Source organism: Martelella sp. HB161492 (assembly GCF_013184775.1).
Classification (GTDB): Bacteria; Pseudomonadota; Alphaproteobacteria; order Rhizobiales; family Rhizobiaceae; genus Martelella.
The window spans coordinates 351,171-368,347 of the sequence record NZ_JAATVV010000006.1 but is presented as its reverse complement, the minus strand read 5'-3'; the positions used below and the strand labels follow the sequence as shown (position 1 = coordinate 368,347).

At 59.8% G+C, this 17,177-nt stretch carries 8 protein-coding genes and 1 pseudogene; 2 read left to right on the top strand and 7 right to left on the bottom strand.

Going from position 1 to position 17,177, the window contains the following annotated elements:
* Positions 1 to 46: 46 nt before the first annotated feature.
* From HCK86_RS12530 to HCK86_RS12500, 7 genes and pseudogenes are all read right to left on the bottom strand, one after another.
* The gene (locus HCK86_RS12530) at positions 47 to 1,093 is read right to left on the bottom strand and encodes an extracellular solute-binding protein (protein ID WP_176084804.1); all 1,047 of its coding nucleotides are present in this window, start codon (positions 1,091 to 1,093) and stop codon (positions 47 to 49) included.
* A gap of 54 nt (positions 1,094 to 1,147) precedes the next feature.
* On the bottom strand, positions 1,148 to 3,139 hold the full coding sequence (locus tag HCK86_RS12525) for a hydantoinase B/oxoprolinase family protein (protein WP_176084803.1): 1,992 nt from the start codon (positions 3,137 to 3,139) through the stop codon (positions 1,148 to 1,150).
* Positions 3,136 to 5,211: a hydantoinase/oxoprolinase family protein gene (locus tag HCK86_RS12520; RefSeq protein WP_176084802.1), complete on the bottom strand. Its 2,076-nt coding sequence runs from the start codon at positions 5,209 to 5,211 to the stop codon at positions 3,136 to 3,138. Before HCK86_RS12520 ends, HCK86_RS12525 begins: the two co-directional genes overlap by 4 nt.
* A gap of 3 nt (positions 5,212 to 5,214) precedes the next feature.
* Positions 5,215 to 6,297 (bottom strand): ABC transporter ATP-binding protein, encoded by a 1,083-nt coding sequence (locus tag HCK86_RS12515; protein ID WP_176084801.1) that lies wholly within the window; start codon positions 6,295 to 6,297, stop codon positions 5,215 to 5,217.
* A 464-nt stretch (positions 6,298 to 6,761) separates the two neighbouring features.
* Positions 6,762 to 6,932 (bottom strand): annotated as a pseudogene (locus tag HCK86_RS12510) (IS481 family transposase); the annotation flags it as partial.
* A gap of 130 nt (positions 6,933 to 7,062) precedes the next feature.
* Positions 7,063 to 12,813 (bottom strand): choice-of-anchor D domain-containing protein, encoded by a 5,751-nt coding sequence (locus HCK86_RS12505; protein WP_176084800.1) that lies wholly within the window; start codon positions 12,811 to 12,813, stop codon positions 7,063 to 7,065.
* A 361-nt stretch (positions 12,814 to 13,174) separates the two neighbouring features.
* On the bottom strand, positions 13,175 to 14,038 hold the full coding sequence (locus HCK86_RS12500) for a LysR family transcriptional regulator (protein ID WP_246739570.1): 864 nt from the start codon (positions 14,036 to 14,038) through the stop codon (positions 13,175 to 13,177).
* A gap of 162 nt (positions 14,039 to 14,200) precedes the next feature.
* Between HCK86_RS12500 and HCK86_RS12495 the strand changes: the two genes are divergently transcribed.
* Together HCK86_RS12495 and HCK86_RS12490 are read left to right on the top strand one after the other, a co-directional pair.
* Positions 14,201 to 15,364 carry an MFS transporter gene (locus tag HCK86_RS12495; protein WP_176084798.1) on the top strand — a complete coding sequence of 388 codons (1,164 nt, stop codon included), beginning with the start codon at positions 14,201 to 14,203 and terminating at the stop codon, positions 15,362 to 15,364.
* A 421-nt stretch (positions 15,365 to 15,785) separates the two neighbouring features.
* A complete protein-coding gene (locus tag HCK86_RS12490; protein ID WP_176084797.1) occupies positions 15,786 to 16,961 on the top strand; it encodes an MFS transporter in 1,176 nt (391 codons plus the stop codon).
* Positions 16,962 to 17,177: the final 216 nt, after the last annotated feature.

Sequence of the window (17,177 nt, the reverse complement as noted above, 5' to 3'; positions counted from 1 at the left end):
CCTCTGCATTGTCGCAGGCGCAGCAGCCGGGATCGTTGTCATGGCCTCAGAACCCGAGCTCGCGATTCCAGGTCTCCACCCACTTGGGGGTGACAGCGGCGATTTCCTCCGTCGGGACAAGGCGCCCCTGTTGCCAGCGCGTGACAATGTCTTTCACGCTGTCGGGATAGACAATCTTGCTGTTGGTCATGCCGTAATAGGTGATCGCGGCAAACTGCCCCTGCAGCACGGGATCGAGCATGTAATTGACGAAATCCCAGGCTTTGGGATGTGCATGCGCCGGCACCATCGCCGCGATGCATTCGATGACCGCGCCTTCTTCCGGATTGATGAACTGGAGCCAGGGATTGCCGGCGCGATTGAAGGCCCAGGTGCGGCCGTCGGTATAGACACCGATATCGGCTTCGCCGGACTGCATCAGGGTGAGGAAGTCGGGCAGGCCGGTCCAGAAGACCAGATTGGGCTTCATCGCCTTCATGGCGTCGATGAACGGGCTGATGTCATCGACGGTTCCACCGAGTGCGTCGTTGAATGCCCAGATCAGATCGGTCGGGGTCGCCTGCCAGGACAGCGTCGGCAGGGCGGCGACCCATTCGCCGTCGATCGTGCGCTGTACGAACTCCTTGATCGACTTGGGCGGGTTCTTGACCGCATTCGTGTTGACCGCAAGGCCGCCGCCGCCATAGTCGAAGGCAACGCCGTAGCCGCCGCAGATATCGACAAAACGGGGATCGACGTCTGCGAGGTTGGGGAGATCGTGGTCGGAAATCTTGCCGTAGTTGCCGGTTGCACCCTCGCTGAGGGCATCGCGCGGCGAGGTCAGGATAACATCAACCGGCGGGCTGTCCGGATTGGCATCCACCTGGCTCAGCCACTGGGAAGGGCCGCCGATCGAAAGCTCGACCGGAACGCCGGTATCGGCGACGAACTTCTGCACAAAGGTCGATTTCATCGCCTCTTCGAATGTTCCGGCATAGCTGCCGACGATCAACGGACGGTCTGCGGCAAAGACCGCACGGCCTGCGCCAGTGGCTGCAACGGCAACGACGCCGGCAGTGGTCTTCAAGAAAATGCGTCTGCTAAACTGGGTCATGCTACGTTCCCCTTCTGGAACTATTGTTTCGTTTTTATTAGCTGGCTTGGTTATTCACTGTTTGAGAAGCGCGAGCGCCGTGTCGAAGCGCCGGCCCTCCGGATCCTCCGCGATATCGGCGAGGATAACCGGCCTGCCATCGCGGAATTCGGGATAAAGGGAGGAGAAGAAGGCCTTGCGGCGCTGGAAGCGGGCGGCCGGGGGATAGCTGTTCAGGGCGGACAGCAGTTCGTGATAGCGATCGTCGGGCATCAGCCGTTCCCAGGCCTCGCGCTCCGGCCCGAAGGCGAACAGCGCGGCCCCGGCGTTTTTACTGCTGCGTTTTCTGCGCAACCCGGCCGTCGCCTCCGCATCCAGTACGCCGTCGCGGATAACGACCCCGTAGCAGGTCTCAGCGGTTTCGGCGTCGATCGCCCCGAGGTTGAGATCGGCAAGGACGGCCTGCGGATCACGCATCAGCGGGTCGCCAAAGCCGCCACCGCCGGGCGTCATCACGGTAAAGGTGTCACCCTTGGCAAGGGTCACCACGTCGATCTTGCCCATGCGACGCTCGTCGGGCCGGCCGAGATTGACGATGTTGACCGCGCCCGCGCCGGGCGCGCCGCCATTCAGGCCCCAGGGCTGGAACCGGAACCGGTCCATGCCGCGACCGAGGACCTGGCAGCCGTCCTTCAGTGCCTCAAAGGTGAGAACCAGGCCATTGCCGCCGCGATACTGACCGGCGCCGCCGGAATTGCGCCGCAGAGAAAATTCGACGATGTGGACCGCGGCGCTGTCCTCGATGATTTCGATCGGATTGTTGACCATGTTGGCAAGCGTCGCACCGCGACCGTCGACGCCGTCCAGACCTTCGCCGGCGCCAAGGCCGCCGACCATCAGTTCGAGCACCAGAACGGCAGCGTCCTTCTCGCTCGGCGGTTCGGCGAAAACCAGCGGGATGATGATACCCGCAGCAGCTGCAGGCACCGATTGCGGGTCCGCCTTGGCCAGCGCGCCGTGGACCACATCCTTGCAGCGCATGGCGATCAGATGGCGAACGCCGACCGATGCGGGAAACACCGGATTGACCAGCGACCCTTCTGGAAGCCTGGCGCGGATATATTTGAAAATGCCGGCATTGCGCGGGATTGTCGGGTCCCTGGTCAGGACCATCATCAGCAGTCCGCCGGTCAGATAGGCGTGCCGGCGTCCGGCGGTCACCATATTGAAGGATGCGCCGGTCTGCGGATCCGTATCCTCGAAGTCGAAGACGATTTCGCCGTCGGTCAGCTCCATCTTCACGCGGATGCGCATCGGAATGGCGGTGAGCAGGTCGTCATCGATATAGTCCGAGAACTCGTAGATGCCGTTCGGGAATGCCCGCATCACGTCGCGCGCCTTCTCCCCGGCATAGTCCATCAGGGCGTTCTGGCAGGCGATGAATGTCTCGAGACCATGCTGGGCGATGATCTGGTTGACGCGCTCTTCGCCGAAGCGATGGGCGGCAAGCATGGCCTTGAGGTCGCCGATATTGTCCTGCGGCGTCCGGGTGTTGGATTGCAGCAGCGCGAGGACTGCCTCGTTCATCTTGCCGCCTTCAACCAGCTTTACCGGCGGGATCAGAATGCCTTCCTGGAAAAGCTCGGTAGAACTCGGCGAGATCGAGCCCGGAACCTTGCCGCTGACATCGGAAATGTGCAGGAACGACCAGCCGAGGCAGACCAGCTGGTCGCCATGGAAATACGGAACGATGATATTGATATCCGGCGTATGGGTCGCAAGCCCTTCGGAGGCATAGGGGTGATTGGTGATGATCACATCGCCCGGCTTCAGCGCGCCGACGGCGGCAACCGAAGGCCCGCAGTCGAGGTCGATGAAATTGGCGACGCCGATCGCCGAAGGATAGGCGAAGAACTTTCCGTCCGGCGTGGCGAGCGCCGTGCCGAAGTCGGCGATTTCCTTGACGAACAGCGAATGACCGATCCTGCGGATGGTAAAGCCGACCTCTTCGGTTACGGATGAGACCTTGTTGTTGAGAATCTCGAGAAGAACGGGGTCGAAGTTCATGCTTGCGTCCTTTCAATGAAGATGACGCCCTTGTCGGTCACGCGTCCGGTCCAGCCAGGCAGGATCCAGACCGTGGTATCTTCCTGTTCGACGAGCGCCGGGCCCGTGAGTTCAGAGCCTGGTTTCAGGCGTTCGCGGCGATAGACGGTGGCCATCTGCGGCCTGCCGTGGACGAAGATTTCGCGGGTGTCGACGACCGCGTTGCTTTCCGCATCCGGGTCATGGGCCGGAAAGCCGAGAGGCGGCATCTGGCCGGTGACCTGAGCGCGCAGCGTGATGAATTCGACAGCGGCATGATCGTCACGAAAGCCGTAAAGCGCATCGTGGCGGGCGTGAAACAGCTCGATGATGCTGGCGAGATCCGCGTTGGCGACCGCGCTTTCCGGCAGGTCGACCATGGTTTCCTGGCCCTCGCCCTTGTAGCGCATGTCGGCACTCCAGCGAGTGGTGACCGGACCGACGATATCGCCTTCTTCCGCGATCCACAGCGCGGCCTCCGCCTCCACGTCCTTTGCCGTTTCGGTCAGGGTGGATGCAAAATCGGCGTCGCCAGCTGCGATCAGTGCACGGACGGAGCGCAGATAGTCCCGTTTCAGGTCGGTCGAGATCGCGCCGAGTGCGCAGAGTGTTCCGGGCGATGGCGGGACCATGATGGCCCGGCAGGCGATTTCCTCGGCCAGATAGTTCGCGTGGGTCGGTCCGGCGCCGCCATAGGCGACCAGCGTGAATTCGCGCGGATCCAGACCGCGCTGAGCCATGAGCTTCTGAAGTTCGGTCGCCATCTTGGCCGTTGCGATGCGCAGAGCCGCTTCGGCCGTCTCGGCCGGACTGTTCAGCCCGACGCCCCTGCCGACCGTCTCGAGTGCAGCCAGCGCGGCGTCGCGATCGAGTTTCATGCGGCCGCCCAGAAAGCCATCGGGCCGGAGAATGCCGAGGCCGACGAAGCAATCGGTCAATGCCGGCTGGGTGCCGCCGCGGCTGTAACAGACGGGGCCCGGATCAGCACCGGCACTGAGCGGACCGACCTTCAGGATGCCCTGAGGGTCTACCCATACGATCGAACCACCACCAGCGCCGATCGCCGAAACATTGACCACAGGCAGGATCAACGGAAAATCGCCGATCATTGTGTGGGTGGTAAATTCCGGCGTCCCCTTCAGCGATACGGCGATGTCGGACGACGTGCCGCCCATATCGAAGGTGATCAGGCGCTCCGTGCCGCTGACCTCGGCAAGCCGCGACGATGCGACGACACCAGCGGACGGGCCCGAGAGGATGGTGTCGATCGGTCGTGAGCGTGCTGTCGAAAAACCCAGCGTGCCGCCATTGTTCGCGGTGATGTAGATCGGTGCGGTCAGGCCGCTTCGCGTAAGCCGCTCTTCCATGCGATCGAAATAGCGGTTCATCAGCGGATGGATATAGGCATTGAGCGAGCAGACGAGGGCGCGTTCATATTCACGGATCTCGGGCCAGATGTCGGCGCTCTCGGAGACAAGAACGTCGGGCAGAGCCTGCTTGATCCGCGTCGCGAGGCCATGCTCGGCCTCCGGTGCGCGATAGGAATTCAGCAGCATCACCGAAACAGCATCAGCGCCGCAATCACGGATCTTTCCGACCAGCGCGGCAAAGCCCGCCTCGTCAAGCCCGTCATCGGTCCGGCCATCCGGCCAGGTCCTGATCGGAACCTCGAAGACATGGTCACGCGGGATGAGGCTGTCTTCCTTCTGAACCCTGTAATCAAAGGCGCTCGGCAGCTTTCCGCGGCCGATTTCGAAAACGTCGCCATTGCCCTTTGAGACAACCAGCGCCATTTTCGCGCCGCGTCGCTGAATGATGGCATTGAGCCCGATCGTCGTGCCGTGAACGATCAGCTCGATATCGGCGGGCGTTTTGCCGGCGCGTTCGATCACGCCGAGAATGCCACGTTCAACAGCTTCGGAGGGATCGGACGGGGTCGATGGTTCCTTGAAAAAGGTCAGCTGGTTGGTTTCGGTGTCGGCCAGGACAAAGTCAGTAAAGGTGCCGCCGACGTCGATGCCGACGCGGCATTTGGATCCGGTAGGCAATGCCATCGGTCAGTCCTCAATTTCAAATACGAAAGAATTGTGCTTATCCCAGCCGATCCAGACCATTTCGCCTTTTGCAGGCAGGCCGCTTCCGGAGAGATCCGAAGCAAGGGAATAGGCGAGTACGGAGCTTGAAAACGCAGGATGAGAAAGCTCGAAGGCACGCGACGAGCCGCGGAAGACCTCGGCCTCGATCCGGCACTGGATTGCGGTGTCGAGGGCGGGCCGCTCTGCCGACATCCGCATCTTCTCCGGGCGTACGCCAAGCGACAGCATTTTTGCGGAAGGGGCATCGTCCGGCAATGTCACAGAGATGGCATCACTGCCGCCGCCGATGCGCAGGCAGTCTTCACTTTCCCGGGTGCCACTGAAGATATTCGCGGCGCCGAGAAACTCGGAAACGAACCGGCTGTTCGGCTTGTCATAGACGGTTGTCGGGCTTCCGAACTGACGGATACGACCGGCTGACATGACCGCGATATTGTCCGAAAGGGTCAAGGCTTCTTCCTGGTCATGGGTCACCATGACCGTCGTGATCCCGAGCTCCCGCTGCAGCCGCTTCAGTTCGAACTGCATGTTTTCCCGCAGGTTCTTGTCGAGTGCGGAAAGCGGCTCGTCGAGCAGCAGAACTTGCGGGTTGGTCACCAGCGAGCGCGCAAGGGCGACACGCTGGCGCTGGCCGCCCGACAGTTCATGCGGAAAACGTGCTTCGACGCGCGGGAGATGAACCATCTCCAGCGCTTCGCGAACCTTCCTTTCACGATCGGCACGTCCGATGCCGGCCATGCGCAGGCCGAAGGCGACATTGTCGCCAATCGTCATGTGCGGAAACAGCGCATAATCCTGAAACATCATGCCAAGATTTCTGCGGTTGGGCGGCAGCGACAGGACATCCTTGCCGGCAATCCTGACTGTGCCGGTGTCCGGCGTTTCGAAACCGGCTATGATGCGCAGGGTCGTTGTCTTGCCGCATCCCGAGGGGCCAAGGAGAGCACAGAAACTTCCCTCTTCTATTGTGAGATCGGTTTGTTGCAGTGCAACCACTGAGCCGAAGGTTCGGCTGACACCGCAGAGTTCCAGCGTTCCAGACATAAGTTGGTATCGCCTTGTTTAGCTGTTGCATTTGACGCGTGTGAGGAACGCTATCAACCGTCCGAGGGCTTAAAAATGGGGTCAGCTGCATTTGATTGTTGCGTGCATTGCAATAAAAAACCCAAAGGGGGAGTGTTTTTGTCTATTTCGTAGGCCAAGTGCAAAGATAACGAGCAGGTCCTCTGCTGCCAGACGATCGGCACCATTGGATTGCCTTCGATCGCCGTCGAGGAATGTGACCCCTGAACTGTTGATTTCCGCGCATAAGTGAGGCGGCCGTCGCATCCCCTTGTTGTCGACCGCGGCATCTACAGGCACGAATTGTCGCGGGTGCCTGCCTTGCAGCCACCGCCCCTTCATATCGTTTGACCAGCGGCGCACACGTTGCGCAGGGCTGACCTGTGCCAGCGATGAGCCGGATCGGCATCGAAACGCGGATGCCACGCAAGCGAAATTGCCAATGCCTCCGCACCGATGCCGTGTGAATTGCTCTTTCCGGTCCTGTCGCCTGTGATGCGGTGACCAACGCGATTGAAGCGGCCAAGGCGCTTGATATCGAGATGGATCAGGCCGCCCGGCTCCTTGTATTCGTAACGCACAACCGGTTCGGCTGGCGCAATGTCCTTCATCCGCGAACAGTCCGGCCCGCCAAAACGAAAAACCCGCCGAAACATCGACGGGTTTGTCTGCAGTTGGGAGCAGCCCCGGGTGCCCGGGGCTGCTGTAACGTCCGCGGAGCGGACCGGAAATCGGCCGCGCGAGCGGTCAGCCTCCGGTTTCGGTGCGCACTTCTATATCGAGTGGCTTCTTGCCGTCGGCCTTTTTCCAGCGTGCCTGGATCGCCTCGCTGAGCGCGTCTGCACGCATTTTCTGCAATGCGCCATTATGCTTGACGCGGTAATTGATCCTGAGCGGCGCCGGCTGCTGTTTCAGCACGGCAATCAGCTGGTCAAGGCCCTGATCCCAGTCGGGGCTCAGTGCGGCCTCATCCTTGAGGAAGGCATCATCGGTAATCTCCAGTCCGATCACCGTGCCGGCCTCCGCACCGAAGTTGAACTTGATCATCTTACCGGCCGTCAGGCGCATGACACGCGGGTTCTCCGTCGTCATGTGATAGCCCTGTGGCAGTGTCCGCTCATCCAGTTTCAGGATGAAGTTGCTACCGATCGTGTTGTCGGGCAGGTCCGCGCAGGCGATGTGGAACCGGCCATACGGATCGGTGGTCACCAGCAGACCGTTGACGGTTGCAACCCTGACGCCCGGCAGTCCCGGTTCGCCATCATCGGGGTAACCATCGCCGTTCTTGTCGTCGAACACGCGGCCGATGATATCCGAGCAGTCAAACACCGGATCGACAGCGATGACCACCGATGCCTCGCCCCGACCCGAGATGGAATTGCCCTTTCCATCATCGGCAATCGCGACATTGGTGTAGGTGCCCGGTGATACCGTCGACAGGGCCATCATCTGCAAGAAGATCGTCAGCTGCTCCTTCGGCTTGAGCGTCAGGTTCTCGAAGCGGACCTGGCGCCCGGCAACAACCGGAGTCACGGATTGACCATTGATCGTTGCCGTGCCCGTGACATAGCGGAAGCCCGAAGGAATGGTGTCGACAACGCTGAAGCCTGTGACCTGACGGTCGCTGTTATTGGTGGCGAGGATGGTGAACGGGGCTTTCTGGCCGCGATGCACCGTGCGGATGCCTGCCGTCTTGACCACCGAAATATCGGCGGGCTCGGTGCGCGGCAGGCTTACCTTGGCTGTCGCGATATTGGCGGGCAGCTGTTGCTTTCCGGCACGGCCGGTGGCCGTTGCCTGGTTGATCACCGCCTCATCCTTGCCAGCCGCAGCTTCAATATCCGCCTCACTCAGCGTGTAGGTCACGGTGTAGTGCTGCGAGGCGCCCGGTGCCAGCGTCACTGGCCCGGAGGGATCGAAGGCGGCGAGCGTGCCGGTGGCCTCATGGCCATCAAAGCTCACGCCCTGATCGACCGGCAGCACGTCTTCGGCCGTCTGGCCACCGTCATTGGTGATGGTGACCTCATAGGTGATCGTATCGCCGAGAGACGCATAGGCGTTCTGGTCGACATCATTATAGGTGCCGGTTTTCTCGACCTTCAGCGTCGAAGGCGCCACCCAGGAAACGGTTACCGTATCCGGGTCGCTGTCGAAGGGCGAGCCGTCGCCGGGCCGTGTGCCTGAGGCATGCGCTTCATTGGTCACGCTGGACCCCTTAGCGTCGCTGTCCGATAGCGGATAGATCGCTGTGAATACCTGCTTTTCTCCCTGTTTGAGGCTGTCGAGCGTCTCCGGGCTGGTCTTCACACCCGCACCGTCAAGCATAGCGTCAACGATGCGGACATCATTGATGGTGGTATTGCCGGTGTTTTCGACCTCGAACGTGTAGGTGATCGTCTCGCCCTTGTCGCCAATCTTGTTGTCGTTGTCGTCGTTGAGCACGCCGGTCTTGTGGATCACCAGACCGGGCCTGGCATCGGCATTGATCCGGTGCTCGGCCTTCGGAGGATCGGCAAGGTCGCTGCCGTCGCGCAGTTTGGCCGTCAGCGTGGCATGGTTGATGATCGCACCGTTGTCGACATCAGCCTGGGTCGCCTTGTACTGTGCTGTGAAGGGCGTGCTGTCGCCCGGCTTCAGCTCAGCATAGACGGACGGATTGATCGTTGCCTTTCCATCCAGAAGGTCATCAATGATCGAGATGCTGTTCATCGTGACATTGCCGGTATTTGTCACCGTGAAGGTGTATTCGATCGTATCGCCGACAACATAGATGTCCGAGACACGATTGATGACCGCGCCATCCTTCTTAAGGCCAAGGCTCGCATTCTGGCTGGCCTCAAGGACGACCTGGTTACTGTCCACGTCTCCCGTCGGCGTACCGTCGAGCCTGTTGGCGTGGCCGGTTGCGATATTGGTGATCGAACCGCGATCAAGGTCGTCCACAGTCACCTTGTAATGGGCGGTGAAACCTGCCTCCGCACCCGGACCAAGATCTGTGAGGGCCTTGTCAGGCGTCACGGTCAGCGGCAGCGACTTGTCGGTGACGCTGATATCCTTCAGCGTGACATTGCCGGTGTTCTTCACCACGAAGTGATAGGTGATCGTGTCATCGGTGCTGTCATAGCGAACGCCGCCATCGTCGATCGTACCACTCTTGACCACGGTGAAGCCAGGCTGCGCTCCGGCATCGGAGGTCACCGTATCGGGCGGGCTGTCGACCGGCGGCAGATCGCCGGGCGGCGTGCCGCTGGCACTGGCCACATTGGTGACGGACCCGTTGTCGAGATCGCTCTGGGTAACATTGTAGGCGGCAGTGAAGGTTACGGTCTCACCCGGCGCAAGGCTTGCCACCTTCGACGGATCGTCGGGTGTCGGCACAATGCCGAGACCGGTCAGAAGGTCATCCTTCAGTGTGATGTTGGTCATCGCCACATTACCGGTGTTTTCGACCTTGATCGTGTAGTCGATCTCATCGCCCACGGCCTGATAGCTATTGTCCGGGCGTCCCTTGATGGTCGCCGTCTTGGTGGTTTTCAGCGCCGGTAGAAGATTGGCCTCAACCGTGTAATGCGCCTCATTCGCGTGAACAACTGTCAGCGCTTTGGTCGAAAGATTGGCCGTAGCCTGGGCATTGGCCGTGTTGGTGAATTCGCCGCGCTTAAGGTCCTCCGCCTTGAGCTTGTAGGATCCGTAAAGCGACGTCTTCTGGCCCGGCGAAAGCGTGGCGACGGTGTTGCCCTGCTCCCAGCTGAGATTCGGATCGTCGATCGTCACATTGGTCAGCTTGATATTGCCGGTGTTTTCGACCGTCAGCGCGTATCGAACCGTCTGACCGACATAGGTGTAATAACCATCATCGCTGTTCTGCACGCTTCCCGTCTTCGCCAGTGTCAGCACCGCATTCTGATACGCATCAAGTGTCTTGGTCGAAGGCGCCGAATCGGGGCCCTTGCCGCCGCCGGGCAGAGTGCTGTGCGCCGTTGCCGTGTTGACGATCCTGCCGTTGTCGACATCGTCCTGTGTGGCTTTGTAGCTGGCGGAGATCCGGGCCGTATTCCCCGGAGCCAGCGTTGCAACAGAAGCCGGACTGTACACCGTGCCAGCAGGCAGGACGTTGTCCGTGATCGTGATGTTGCTCAGCGTCACGTTACCGGTATTTTCGAGATTGAACGTATAGCTGATCGTCTCGCCGGCGGCGTATTTGTTATCGCCACGGCTATTGGCAACCGAGCCGTCCTTCGAAAGCGTCAGGCCCGGGGCCTGCGCAGACGAGATCGTCACGGCATTGGAAGGCGGTGATGTCACCGGCTGGCCGCTGGCCTTTGTAGTGCCGCTGGCAACCGCATTGGCATTGGTAATCTGCCCGGCGTCCATATCGGCCTGCGTCGCCACATAGGTCGAGGTGTAGAAATCCGTTGAACCACCGGGTTGCAGGCTGGTCAAAGACCCCGGCTGGATGGTGATCCCCGATTTGAGGTCATCATCGCGAACGGCGATATTGTCGACGGCAACATTGCCGTTATTGGTCACCTTGAAGGAATAGACGATCTTGCTGCCAAGCTTGTAGGTGCGGACATCCTGCCCGTCCACCTTGACCGACTTGACGATCGAAAGATCCCCCTTCTGGGCAGCATAGACTGTGGCGTCATCCGTACGTGAGCCGCCATCGACGGGGTTGCCGTCGCGCTTGTTTGCCGTGGCAGAGGCGGTATTGTGGATCTGGCCCCGGTCAAGATCGACCTGTGTCACCTTGTAGGTGGCCTGGATCGTCGCGCTCTGTCCCGGTTCGATCGAGGCAATCGTCTGGCCCTCCTTCCAGACAAGACCCGGAAGGTCCGTGTCCGCGATATTGACATCGCGGATCACCGTATCGCCGGTATTGCTCACCTTGAATGCGTAGGAAACCGTCTGGCCGACCGCCGAATAGCGACCGTCCGCCGTGCCATCCTCAACCTTCGCATCCTTCTGAAGCGTGAAGTCATAGGACGGTGCCTGGGCATTAATCTTCGCCTCCCGCGTCAGGCGTTCCAGGTCATTGCCATTGGCATCGCGCGGGGAAACCGTCGCGATGTTGGTGAGGCTGCCGGCATCCACATCGGCAGCGGTTGCCTTGTAGTCTGCGCCATAGACAATCTGCGCTCCGGGCTGAAGCGGTTCCGAGCCGCTTTCGATGCGCAGCGTGATACCCTTCTGCGCCAGCGTCTGGTCATCCGGACGCGTATTCGTCAGTGCCACCGACCCCGTATTCTTCACCGTGATCGTGTAATGCAGGACATCACCTTCACGGTAATAGTCCTTCGTGTTCGCCGTCGTGTTGTAGACGTCCTTATTTGCATCGAAGCTGCCGATCTGACTGGCCTGAACCCTTAGCGTGACCGGATCGGTTTCAACCGAGATGCCATTGCCGATGGCCGCGGCCAGTGCAGTATTGGTAATCTCGCCGCTGGAAAAATCCGCTTGCGTGGCTGTATAGGAAACCGCAAAGGGCGTCTCTGCCGCACCTATGGCAAGATCCGGCATCGGCTGAACGTTCGTCCGGGACCCGAAGGCCGGCGGATTGTCATAGTTCAACCTGACCGAGGACACAGGTGTCGGGCCCGGATTGCTGACCGTGTAGTTGAATGTCACGGTATCGCCGGGCTTGAAGGTGGCATTTTCCTGACCATTGACTTTCGCCACGCCGGAAAGCTTGATCTTGGGCGGGGCAGCCGGATTACAAACACTCGAGGCAGTGAACTGGGCAAGAAATCCCGTCGCATCAAGAGCGGACTTGACCTGAATGACGATCTCGTTGAGGCCAGTCTGGAAGTTTCCCTGTAACTTGCCCTGAGCCTGATGACCGGCTTCCCAACCATTATTGGTATAGTCATATCTGCCCTCAGAAATAGGACTCGAAACGTTCTGGCTCAGCCTATTTACAAAGACGGCTGCAATCGAGTCATCGGCATAGTAGTCCATTTCCAGCTTAAGCGAACTGGGATCGGTATCGGGATCGAGATTAAATCGATAACGCAAATAGTAGTCATGAAAATCAGAGGTTTGCTGACCCGAATCCGAATAGGAGATCCAGTTCGCATTGGTAAATCCCTTGGCATAGGGATATTGCTGCTGAAGGTACTTATTAGCCAGTATTATGGCCGGCTGGAAAGTCACGCTCCCCGCCGGGTACTGGGCACCGCTGACACTGGGACCATTGACTGCGGTTATCTCCCAATGCGGATCCACGCCCGACTGGAGCGCTGATGTTGAAGAGAGACTGGCAGTATTAAGTACCCAGCCTTCAGACTTGCAACTGAGCGTCGGAATCTCAGCGGCCTCAGCGCGTGGCACGATCGCCGGCACGGAGGCGGCAAACAGCGGCAGCACGAGCGTGAAGGCCAGCGAAAAGCAGGCAAGCTGGCGCGACAGATGACGGCGGCGGCGCATCGGCAGCCGGCCGGCACGATGGCCGAAAATGGCAGACAGAAAGGCACAGACCAGTGCGGTCAGAAAGTTCATGACACATTGTCCCCTCGCAGACTGGCTGCCAGTCGCAGTCAGATCTGCATGACGTGATTCGGCAAATGTGATGCCGAATTCCCCGGTGGCAGTTGATGAAAGAGGCGTCCCACCTCTTTCGTGTCTCTTGGCCGCACACAATTTACCTGTGTTACGGACAGAGGTTCTCAATCTGCCTAGGGATAAACGGGCCTATTTCCAAATAACTAAAAACAATACATCAGTTTATTTGTGATGTTGCCTCGGAGACGACCAACCGGCTTTCGGCTCGGTCTTTCGTTAGTCGCCAGGGAGGCCCGAGACGCAGCTTTAGTACTACTTGTTATTAGAGGGGAAACGTGGAATTGACTTTGTCGACCTGCTAATTCAACCGATCCGCCAGGAAGTCGACCAGCGCCCGGACACGGCCGGGAAGCGCCGGCCCGCCAACGAACAGGGCATGGACCGGGTGCTGGTCGTTGGCGCAATAGGGTTCCAAAATTTCCGTCAGAGCCCCTGAGCGCAGTTCTGCTTCAACGGCGAACCTGCCCACACGTGCGATGCCAAGGCCGGACACGGCAAGCATGCCGAGCGCTTCGCCGCTGTTGGCCTGAAAACTGCCACTCACCTGCACCTCGATCTTTCGCCCCTTGTCCAGGAAAGGCCAACGTGAGCGTGACTGATCGAAATTGAAAAGCAGACATTGGTGAGCCTTGAGATCCTCCGGGTGATGCGGGACCCCGCGGGCCTGCAGATAGGCAGGCGCTGCCACCACGGCCATGGGCTCTTCACCCAATTTGCGGGCCATCAGGCTGCTGTCGGCCAGCTTTCCGAAGCGGATGGAGACATCCGTCATGCCCTGTGATGGATCTTCCAGAAGATCCGTCAGGGTCAAATCTATCTGGATGGCCGGATAGAGACGGGAGAATTCTTCCAGCAGAGGAACGATCCTCAAGCGACCATGCGATACCGCCGCCGATATGCGCAGCAGGCCCGATGGGCCGCTGCCCGCCGAAATCTCGTCTTCGGCCTCTGCAAGTTCCTTGATGATGCGGCGGGCCACGATCCCGAAGCGCTGTCCTTCCTCGGTGATTTGCAGGGCCCGGGTCGACCGCGTCAGGAGCCTGACGCCAAGCCGGCTTTCGGTTCGGTTGATGGTTCGACTGACGCCCGAAGGTGTCATGCCGAGCTGTCGCGCAGCGCCCGAGAAGCTCCCCGCATCGAGCACCGCCACAAAGACTTCCATCTCGCGCATCTTGTCTGAACCGGTCTCTATCTTTGCCTCACAGTCAAAAGTGGGTTGCTTGCCACTGGTCTAACGTCATCGGCAGATTTCGTCCATATGCAGCTGGAATCAAATCATCTCCCGCTCTCTGAAGAGCCTTGAGCCAAGGTGAAATCAAGAACAATGAAACTGAATCCGGCATTGCTGGCCCTGTCACTGGGCTCTTTCTCCATCGGCCTGACGGAGTTCTCTCCGATGGGTCTCCTGCCGATGATCGCAAGCGATCTGAATGTTTCGATTCCGAATGCCGGACTGGTCGTCACAGCCTACGCGTTCGGGGTCACGATTTTTGCTCCATTGGTGACCTTGCTGTCGGGGCGCATATCACGAAATCGGCTCCTGATCATATTGGCGCTCATTCTGGCACTTGGTAACCTGCTCGCGGCGATCTCCCCGACCTATCAGGTGCTTCTGGCTGCAAGGGGCCTGACGGCGCTTTGCCAGGGAACATTCTTTGGTGTTGGTGCGATTGTCGCCGCAAGCCTGGTGCCGGCGGATCGGCAGGCGGGCGCCGTTGCGGCTGTGTTCATGGGGCTGACGGTGGCCAATGTTGCCGGTGTGCCGGCGATGACATATCTGGGTGACCTGGCTGGCTGGCGGGTACCGTTCCTGGTCATTGTCGGGTTCAGCATTCTGACCGCGATCGCGCTTTCGCGCGCATTGCCGCATCTGGCGCCAGATGCGGAAGGGGATGCCAGGGCGGAAATTGCAATGTTGCTGCGGCGACCCGTGCTGCTTGCTCTCGGCATGACGGTGCTGACATCGACAGGGCAATTCACCGTCTTCACCTATGTCGCACCGATCCTGGAACATTCCATGGGTGCATCGGCCAGCATGATATCAGTTGCTCTCGTCGTTGTCGGACTTGGCATGACGGTCGGCAATTCTCTCGGCGGGCGGGCGGCTGACCGATCCCTGCAATGGACCCTGGTCGGAACGCTCATTGGTCTGATTGTCGTTCTGATCGCCCTGGTCTTCGTGGTCGATCAGTATATTCCGACGCTGCTGCTGCTGTTCGTCTGGGGCGGTCTGTGTTTTGCCCTTGTGCCGACAATGCAGATGCGGGTGATGTCGGCCGCCGAGGGCATGTCCAGTCTTGCGTCGTCGGTCAATATCGGGGCTTTCAATCTGGGCAATGGATTGGGCGCTGTCGTCGGTGCGGTCGTGCTCAAGGGCGGATTGAGCTATCCCGATATCGCTCTGGCAAGCGCCGCCGTTTTCGCCGTTCCGCTCGTTTTCGTGCTGCTGCAGGCAGTGCTGAACCGTCAAGCCAGAGCTGCGGTCTGAGCTTTTCGCGGACAAATCAACTGCGGTCAGACGAAATTGCCGCCGATAGGCTGGGCGTATCGGCGGTGGCCTCAATCAGGATCGGTGTTTTCGGGTTTGGCTCATTCGGATCGTAGCGAGCTGGACGTCGCCAGAGATGATCCGAGCTCAGGGGCGGGGCCAAAACCGGTGCCTTCAGCGCGAACCGGGGAGGGGCGGCTTGCGGCCCCGGACCGGCCGCCTATCTGGCGATGTCCCTTGACTATGCCCTCTTGGTCAATCTATTTGACGTTCAGTTTGTCCAGAGCCTTGCCGGTATGCCTTTTCAGCTTTTCGGAGTTCGAAAGCCGATGGCAGCGTCAGCTCTCCCATTTTCAACAATGAATTCGCTTCATCTATTCAAGGGCTTATACATTATCACGGCCCTCTGACTGTCTCAGGCATGTCGTCTTCAATCCGATCAAACCAGACTCAATCAGCTCACACCATGCACTCTGTTCCATCCTATTTCCTGGCCCGCGCTTCGGTTGCGCTCGCGGTCTTTGCAGCCCTTCTGGGCAGCACCGCTCCGAGCCCGCTCTATCCCACCTACCTGCAGACGTTCTCGCTCAGCCATGCCATGGTGACGGAGATTTTTGCCACCTATGCACTCGGGACACTCGTTGCGCTTCTGGTATCATCGCGGATCGGCTCGTCCGTTAGCGATCCCCGCCGCATGATGCTGCCCGGCCTGGTCATCACGGCGGCCGGAGCGCTGACCTTTGCATTCGCGCATGACGTGACAATGCTGCTCGCTGGACGGTTCCTGAACGGTATCGGTACGGGTGGCATTACCGCGATGGCGTCCGCATCGCTTTATGAATTGTCGCCGCCGCACAAACGGGGACAGGCGGCAACGCTTGCAACCCTGGCATTCACGGGCGGGGCGGCTGGCGGGCCGTTGATGAGTTCCGCAGCGATTGCCCTGAATTTTGCGCCGACCGTCTCGCCGTTTCTCTTCATTGTCGCCGTTGCCTGCGTGGCTGGACTGGGGTTGATTCTCTCCAGCTGGCCGGACTGGAAGACTAAAGACGCAACTGATTCCGGTTCGGAAGATCCCGAAGAAAGAAGCCGGGCGGTTATACCGCTGTTCGTGCTGTCCTGCATTGCCGTCGGTATCGCCTGGATGGTGGGGTCATTCATCATGGCCGTTTGTCAACGGCGGAGTAAAATCCGGCCACGGGGCGGAGCAAAAGTCGGCCACTTGTGGCGTGCGCATGAGACCGCCGGTACTGTTGCGCCGCCTTCTCGCCGTCGATGCCGGGGCGAGAAGGCGGTCTCGTTACGCCAGAAGCCAGAGCAGGCGAGCCTGTCCTGCGTAAGGCGCCCCATGAAGCCAGTGATGGCCGTCCGGGGGGGGGCTGGCCGCCCGTTCGTTGACGATGCCGGACAATCACATGACACGCCGGCCGGCTGGCCGTATGTTTTGAACCCGACCGATCAGCCGAGAGGAAAGACCTTGCGACGTGCTGCCGGCAGCGTAACCATTGTTTCAAAGTCGATGAAGGCTTCGCTGTCGGCGATCACTTCTGGAAAAGCCCAGCATTTTTCGGCCTGTTCCTGCGTTTCGAAGGTATAGACCGAAATTGCATCATAGGCCGGCCCATCCTTTGCAACGTAGCGGCCATCGGTTATTTCGACATCGACTGGAAAATGATCGTAGGAGATCAGGCCTTCATCCTTGATCAGCTCGACCATGCGCGGGCCGTGACGGTCTTTGTAATAGGCCAGAAACTCTTCCAGGCTCATGCCGGGTTTGCGTTTCATGATGAATGCGACAGTGTACATTATGTTC

Excerpts from the sequence above, each read along its gene's own strand:
- HCK86_RS12530 (WP_176084804.1), bottom strand. The coding sequence starts at position 1,093 with ATGACCCAGTTTAGCAGACGCATTTTCTTGAAGACCACTGCCGGCGTC.
- HCK86_RS12525 (WP_176084803.1), bottom strand. The coding sequence starts at position 3,139 with ATGAACTTCGACCCCGTTCTTCTCGAGATTCTCAACAACAAGGTCTCA.
- HCK86_RS12520 (WP_176084802.1), bottom strand. The coding sequence starts at position 5,211 with ATGGCATTGCCTACCGGATCCAAATGCCGCGTCGGCATCGACGTCGGC.
- HCK86_RS12515 (WP_176084801.1), bottom strand. The coding sequence starts at position 6,297 with ATGTCTGGAACGCTGGAACTCTGCGGTGTCAGCCGAACCTTCGGCTCA.
- HCK86_RS12505 (WP_176084800.1), bottom strand. The coding sequence starts at position 12,813 with ATGAACTTTCTGACCGCACTGGTCTGTGCCTTTCTGTCTGCCATTTTC.
- HCK86_RS12500 (WP_246739570.1), bottom strand. The coding sequence starts at position 14,038 with ATGGAAGTCTTTGTGGCGGTGCTCGATGCGGGGAGCTTCTCGGGCGCT.
- HCK86_RS12495 (WP_176084798.1), top strand. The coding sequence starts at position 14,201 with ATGAAACTGAATCCGGCATTGCTGGCCCTGTCACTGGGCTCTTTCTCC.
- HCK86_RS12490 (WP_176084797.1), top strand. The coding sequence starts at position 15,786 with ATGTCGTCTTCAATCCGATCAAACCAGACTCAATCAGCTCACACCATG.